Origin of the sequence: Fulvivirga sp. (assembly GCF_040220315.1) — a bacterium.
Taxonomy (GTDB): domain Bacteria; phylum Bacteroidota; class Bacteroidia; order Cytophagales; family Cyclobacteriaceae; genus Fulvivirga.
Genome location: NZ_JAVJUY010000300.1, coordinates 1 through 5,725, shown reverse-complemented (window position 1 = coordinate 5,725; position 5,725 = coordinate 1). Strand labels below are relative to the sequence as shown.

Genomic DNA, 5,725 nt, shown 5'->3' with positions numbered 1-5,725 from the left:
ACTGTTCCCCAAAAAGTTTGTTTTAACGTACGCAACTTTTAAGGTGTAATAATATCCTTCAACATCCAAATAGCGCTGACCCTCAGTGTGGTTTTTAATCCCCTTCGTTGTTCCATTGATTAGAGATATTTTTCTTAAGTTAATAGGAAATCCACCGCTACCAGCTATACCATTTCCTGATAAATTGGCTATAAATTGTTGCCTAAAGGGAGCAGTATTGTTCATATTATTTCTTTGATCAATCAACATTTGTCGAGCTGCAACGGAACCTAATTCCTTATTTAAGGTTTCTTGTGCACCCGCATCTCCACCGATCACTCCAAAGAAATACAGAGTCTGATGTATTGATATTGGGATGTTCGCTCCTAAATGGGGACTATCAAAGCTTACCCATAGTCGAGTATTATGAGTCAAACTGTTTTTCTCCATGTAAGCCAGGGCATAGCGAGAGATAAGACCTCCCATGCTTGGACCGATAATAACCAAGTCTTCACTTGAGCTGTTGGTTTGCAGTTCAGCATTCAGGTCTTGAATCACTTTAATTAATACCATTGCATTTCTTTCAACATAATCACCGCCCCCAACAATTTGTTGCCCGTTTTCATCAGCCGTGTATGGGTTGTGGTTAATTATTACAACATCGTAACCTTCCTGTTGTAAGGTAGATACAAGATTATTTCCCGAATATGACATTAAGTCGAAAATGCTTTTGAAGTTTGGATCATTATCCGGATTATGCCCGGGATCAGTACTTTCAATTTTACGTTTATCTTTAGGGTCAAACCCATCAATAATAATAATTGGCTTAAGTAAAGTAGGACTGGTGTTGCCACCATTCGTATGGAAAAAGATACGATACTCTGCTTTGCCTTTGATGGAAGTAGATTCATCGTAGCCTTTAAAAGCAATAGAAGCTTTTACAGACCTATTTTGAATAGCTCCTCCAGTCATCGCCAGAGTTTGTGGGGCAAAAGCCACATTTAACGTGGACTGTGTTTGGACTTTTCTTCCATCAGTCAGGATGGCTTTGGAGCGTATTATTTTTTCCCCGGGAGTATCATAAACTACATTCAGTTGCTTACTGACTATTCTGCCTTCTAGCAGAATTGTTTTCCAGGAGCCTGTACCAAAATCTATCTCCAGTTTCTCAAGGGTATTTTTGGATTGCTTCAAAAAGTGTTCTTCTTTAAAATGAAATGTTATGCTCTGCCCCCAAGCACTATTAGCTAAGGGTGAAACTAGAAAGAGATCCTCGGTTACGAAAGGATCTTTATTCACTTTAGATTTTAACCTTCCGTTCGTAATTTGCCATTTGTCTTGGTTTTCTTCCTTATCCAACTTGTCAAACGAAGCATGAATTATTCCTAAATCAATGTGATCATATATACCGTGAAACTCATAATTCTGCTTCAATACATCCACATTGGCAAAAGTCTTTTGATAGCTTGACCGATAAAGCTCACTCCAGGCTTGTCGAAAATGTTCAAAGCTAGATGTGTCACCTCGCTCATTAAAACCTTCCAAATGAGCGAAGGGTGATACCCTATCATAAAGAATACCAGTTTGTAACTTAGTATTATCTAGATCATTTAGTAAACTATCCATGTACTGAACAACAGTACGATTATTTGGCAGTTTTTCTTGTGCATATAATAAAGAGCTATATGCAAAAATTGCATAACAATAATTAGCTGTTTCATTTTGAAATTATTTTTTTTGGTCAAACGGTATTACTAATTCCTTTTAGTTGATAAGAATCTTCTTCTATGGACATGGCTCTTCGCCGAAATGCCCACAATTCAAATTGCCCCAGTTGATATCAAACCTTCCATCTGTGATTTTAATAGTATCTGTCTTTGAATTTTCATCAACCATCTCGAGATCAAAAGTTCCTGATATGATAGTTTCGATTGTATCGTACCTTGTTATAGTAACTTTACCAGAATTGGGAAAAGATAAATATCGTGTGACTTGGTCATCAGAATCATAAAGATTTCCCAAAACATGAGAATGAGGGCTAGATGCACCGGATCCATGGCCATGGCTTTCATTAATGGTGTAATCTTCTCCTTCAAATATTGAAGGAATATATAAGTAAATTAGATCTCCTCCTTTGTCAACATAGTTTGAGGCTAGAATCGCAAAATATGTTGGTCCAAATTTCTCACCTTTAGAGTTAGTAGCACTATCAATAAGATAATAAACCATCAATCCGTTTGCTCCACCACCGATTGACCCTATACCTGGAGATCCGTCTTTTGGCAATAATAACTCACCATCAACATAACACCCGAATGTATTCAGTCCCTCTTCTGTGATGGGAGGGAGTGTGGGCTGAGGTTCATCATTACTGCAGGATATAAAAGCTGATGGTATTGCCAGAAAAAATAAAAAGAAAACATTTTTCATAGCTAGTGAATTTAATTGGTACTTAGTTGATATCAACTTCTAAAAACCCTCCCCTCTCTTTGCTTTAATTACAAAGTAAATATACTAATTAATAAGTTTATTAGCATATAACGACACAACTGTAATTAATCATACGACTACATGATAAATCACGGTTATTGGCCATTAATACTGAGATCACTTCTTGTTACAAATTTGCAACTTTAATCACCGGTTTCATTTCGAAGATATTTATGGTCAAATGGTATTATTAATTCCTTTTAGTTGATAAGAATCTTCTTCTATGGACATGGCTCTTCTTCGAAATGCCCACAATTCAAATTGCCCCCAGTTGATATCAAACCTTCCATCTGTGATTTTGATGGTATCGTTCTTCGTATCAATGTCTACAAGGCTTAACTCAAAGGTTCCTGATATCACCGTATTGATAGTGTCAAACCTTGAAATGATTACCTTTCCAGAATTATCATACGAGAGATATTTAATAAAATTCTTTTCAACGTCATATGTACCAATAAACACATGGGTGTTTGGTGGGCTATCTATCCCCTGATAGCCATTACTTGGACCAATAGTATAGGTCCCTGATGAAGACAGAGAGGGAATATAAATATAAACATAATCGGGCCCATTATTTTGCATTCTATCTCCAGCAAATAAAGCAAAATATGGAGGCCGAAGTGAATCTCTTAGACTATCTTTCCTGTAGACGAAAGTAATCCCAAAAGCTCTTCTTCCACCCCCAAAACCAGGTGTACCATCCACAGGAAGCAGTAATACACCATCAACATAACACCCGAATGTATTCAGTCCCTCTTCTGTGATGGGAGGAAGTGTGGGCTGAGGTTCATCATTACTGCAGGATATAAAAGCTGATGGTATTGCCAGAAAAAATAGAAAGAAAACATTTTTCATAGCTAATGAATTTAATTGGTACTTAGTTGATATCAACTTCATAAAAAAACCATTCCTTTCATCGTTTTAGATCATAAAGCAAAATTACTGATCAATGTATTTATAGCAAATAACGATATAACTGTAATTAATCATAAGACTACATGATAAATTACGGTTACCAAGGCCTTGCTCAAGTTAACTCTACACTGCTTGAGTCCGCAGAGGCTATTTCTTTTTAATTTACCGAAACGTCAGACCGTTCAATGAAAGCGGTAGGACTCTGGCCGGTAGCGACGGACTGCCGGTATTATTGCTGGCTACTGCGCCTTTCTGGGCATGTTTATTACTTAAGAAAATAGGAAATATCTGTCCTCTTATTCTTGACAACCCCCTCTTACTACATATTTGTGTACTTTCCTTCTAGTACTCTTTCTGAGTTCCAGTTATCAGCTTCACCCTTTTCTAGAGTTCGAAATACCTTATCATTAAGTTCCACTATTTTCATGTTCAAGCCATAGTCGGTTTTGATTTTCTGTCCATTTAGAACTATTCCTTCAGGTTTAATGTGAATTTCATCGTCCTTAGCCCAACTCCACTCTCCATTTATTTCAGTCTCTCCAGTAGTAAGAAGACAAGTCCCATCAGTTAGAAATTTATACTTCTCAAAGAATATCGTAGGGGAGTCATCATCACGTTGAAATAACGTCTCCACTGATGCTTTTTCAATCATCCATATTGAAGAAGTTAAAAGATCACTTCTGTTTGATTTATTATTCTGTCCGCATGACAGAAAAATAAACAGTATGGTAATAGTCATTAACCGTTTCATATAAATTAATTTTTATTTATAAATAATTGATTCATTTTACCAGATACTGGTTTATATCTTCAATTTAACAAGTATTTATAAATTTAAGACCCTGTTTACATCATACCCTTCATAGGTAAAGTAGCATACGATAAATTTTATACCCTCAATATCGTATGAGCTGGATTCATCCGGAGCAACTGGAGTTGCATCAAATAGTTGGCTTTTTTATTCGTTCTCATCCGGGCTGGATTACCAAAATTAGGTCTGAGGACATTTCATTTAAACTGTCTCTTGCTTGATCAAAGTAAATTCGTTCCCGGTGTTTGGACTTTGACAATACCATGGCCATCAGCTTCGTGGATACCCGAATGATCTCCTGATTTACTTCCTGAATGTTCATGGTAGGTGTAATCATTATGGATAGGGTTACATCAACTTATCGCCACTAAAATTACCTTTTTATTTCTTGCTTAGAAGACAAGAGTTAAGACCATGATCTATTAATATGCGCTTGGTATAATTTCAGATTTCCAAAGATCTATAGTTTCCTCTTGAACAATCTTCTAGTTGCTCACAAAGTATATTTTTCTCAAAAGGAGTTCGCTTGCAACCACTCAAGCCGTGGCTCTTTCTTTTTCCATTGCTGAAAAAGAAAGCAAAAAATCTAGCCAAAACAATCACCTATCAGCCCGCAAACCCGGTTCACACCCGGGTGTTTTGGCATGCCACCGCTCCTTCCTAATGTTGTGTTACTTAAAGGGAAGTATTGTGTACGCTTATCCTTGACTACCAGTATTCTGGAAACCAAGATCTTCCAGGGAAAAATCTTGATTACTATCCAGCTTAAAGATCCTGACACAGTTTTCTCCCAGACAAAATCCGGCAAACTTTCCGAAAATAAGATAGTCTTCTGAGGACAGTTTGGGGGTTTCGGTTTCCTCACAGGCAGAGAAAATGAAGGGGAAACTAAATAGAAAGATTAGTGTTCTAAAGTTTTTCATTGGGATTGAGTTTTCCCAATGACAGCCAATCCTGAGGAATGGTTGAAATGCTGATGGGAAAAATTATCTATGTGTAGGTTATCACCACATTCCCAATTTTACTTCCTGAAGCCACATATTCATATGCTTCCTTGATTTGATCCATCGGATAGGTCCTGTCAATCAATGGGGTGAATTCCTTGCTCAGCCACAGCTCACGGATCTTCCCAAGACTTTCCAGGGGTTTGACCGGGATAGCGATCTGACACTGTTTTCCTCCTGTCAATGGAGTCATCATCATGAGGAGGATGTTTTGGCCTTTGGGGCCCAGCTCTGAGGAGATGTATTTTCCTTTTGGCTTCAATAAGGGTTTACATTTTCCGAAAGTACTCTTTCCCACCGTATCAAAGATGTGATCGTATTTTTCAGAGGTTGTGGTGAAGTCGTCCTTCTCATAATCGATCACATGAGCAGCTCCCAGCTTTTTCACCTGGTCAAAATGTAGTTTTCTGCAAGTGGCTGTCACCTCCACACCATGATGCTTGAGAAACTGGATGGTAGCCGCACCAATGGCGCCTGTACCTCCATTTACCAGAATCTTTTGTCCGGATACTATTTGGATTTTGTT

Annotated in this window: 7 protein-coding genes; all 7 read right to left on the bottom strand. The window is 37.7% G+C overall.

Annotated elements, in window-relative coordinates:
* Positions 1-1,605, bottom strand: a 1,605-nt coding sequence (locus tag RLO81_RS15140; RefSeq protein WP_502880459.1) for an esterase/lipase family protein, incomplete at its 3' end; no start/stop codon positions are given.
* Between the two features lie 159 nt (positions 1,606-1,764).
* Complete coding sequence (locus RLO81_RS15135) at positions 1,765-2,409, bottom strand: Riean_0653 family protein (protein WP_350113409.1); 645 nt, start codon at positions 2,407-2,409, stop codon at positions 1,765-1,767.
* A 237-nt stretch (positions 2,410-2,646) separates the two neighbouring features.
* On the bottom strand, positions 2,647-3,324 hold the full coding sequence (locus RLO81_RS15130) for a Riean_0653 family protein (protein ID WP_350113406.1): 678 nt from the start codon (positions 3,322-3,324) through the stop codon (positions 2,647-2,649).
* Between the two features lie 379 nt (positions 3,325-3,703).
* On the bottom strand, positions 3,704-4,135 hold the full coding sequence (locus tag RLO81_RS15125) for a hypothetical protein (protein WP_350113404.1): 432 nt from the start codon (positions 4,133-4,135) through the stop codon (positions 3,704-3,706).
* A 217-nt stretch (positions 4,136-4,352) separates the two neighbouring features.
* Positions 4,353-4,532 carry a hypothetical protein gene (locus RLO81_RS15120; RefSeq protein WP_350113401.1) on the bottom strand — a complete coding sequence of 60 codons (180 nt, stop codon included), beginning with the start codon at positions 4,530-4,532 and terminating at the stop codon, positions 4,353-4,355.
* Between the two features lie 361 nt (positions 4,533-4,893).
* On the bottom strand, positions 4,894-5,118 hold the full coding sequence (locus tag RLO81_RS15115) for a hypothetical protein (RefSeq protein WP_350113398.1): 225 nt from the start codon (positions 5,116-5,118) through the stop codon (positions 4,894-4,896).
* Between the two features lie 67 nt (positions 5,119-5,185).
* A partial coding sequence (locus RLO81_RS15110) for an NAD(P)-dependent alcohol dehydrogenase (protein WP_350113395.1) occupies positions 5,186-5,725 on the bottom strand: 540 nt, incomplete at its 5' end.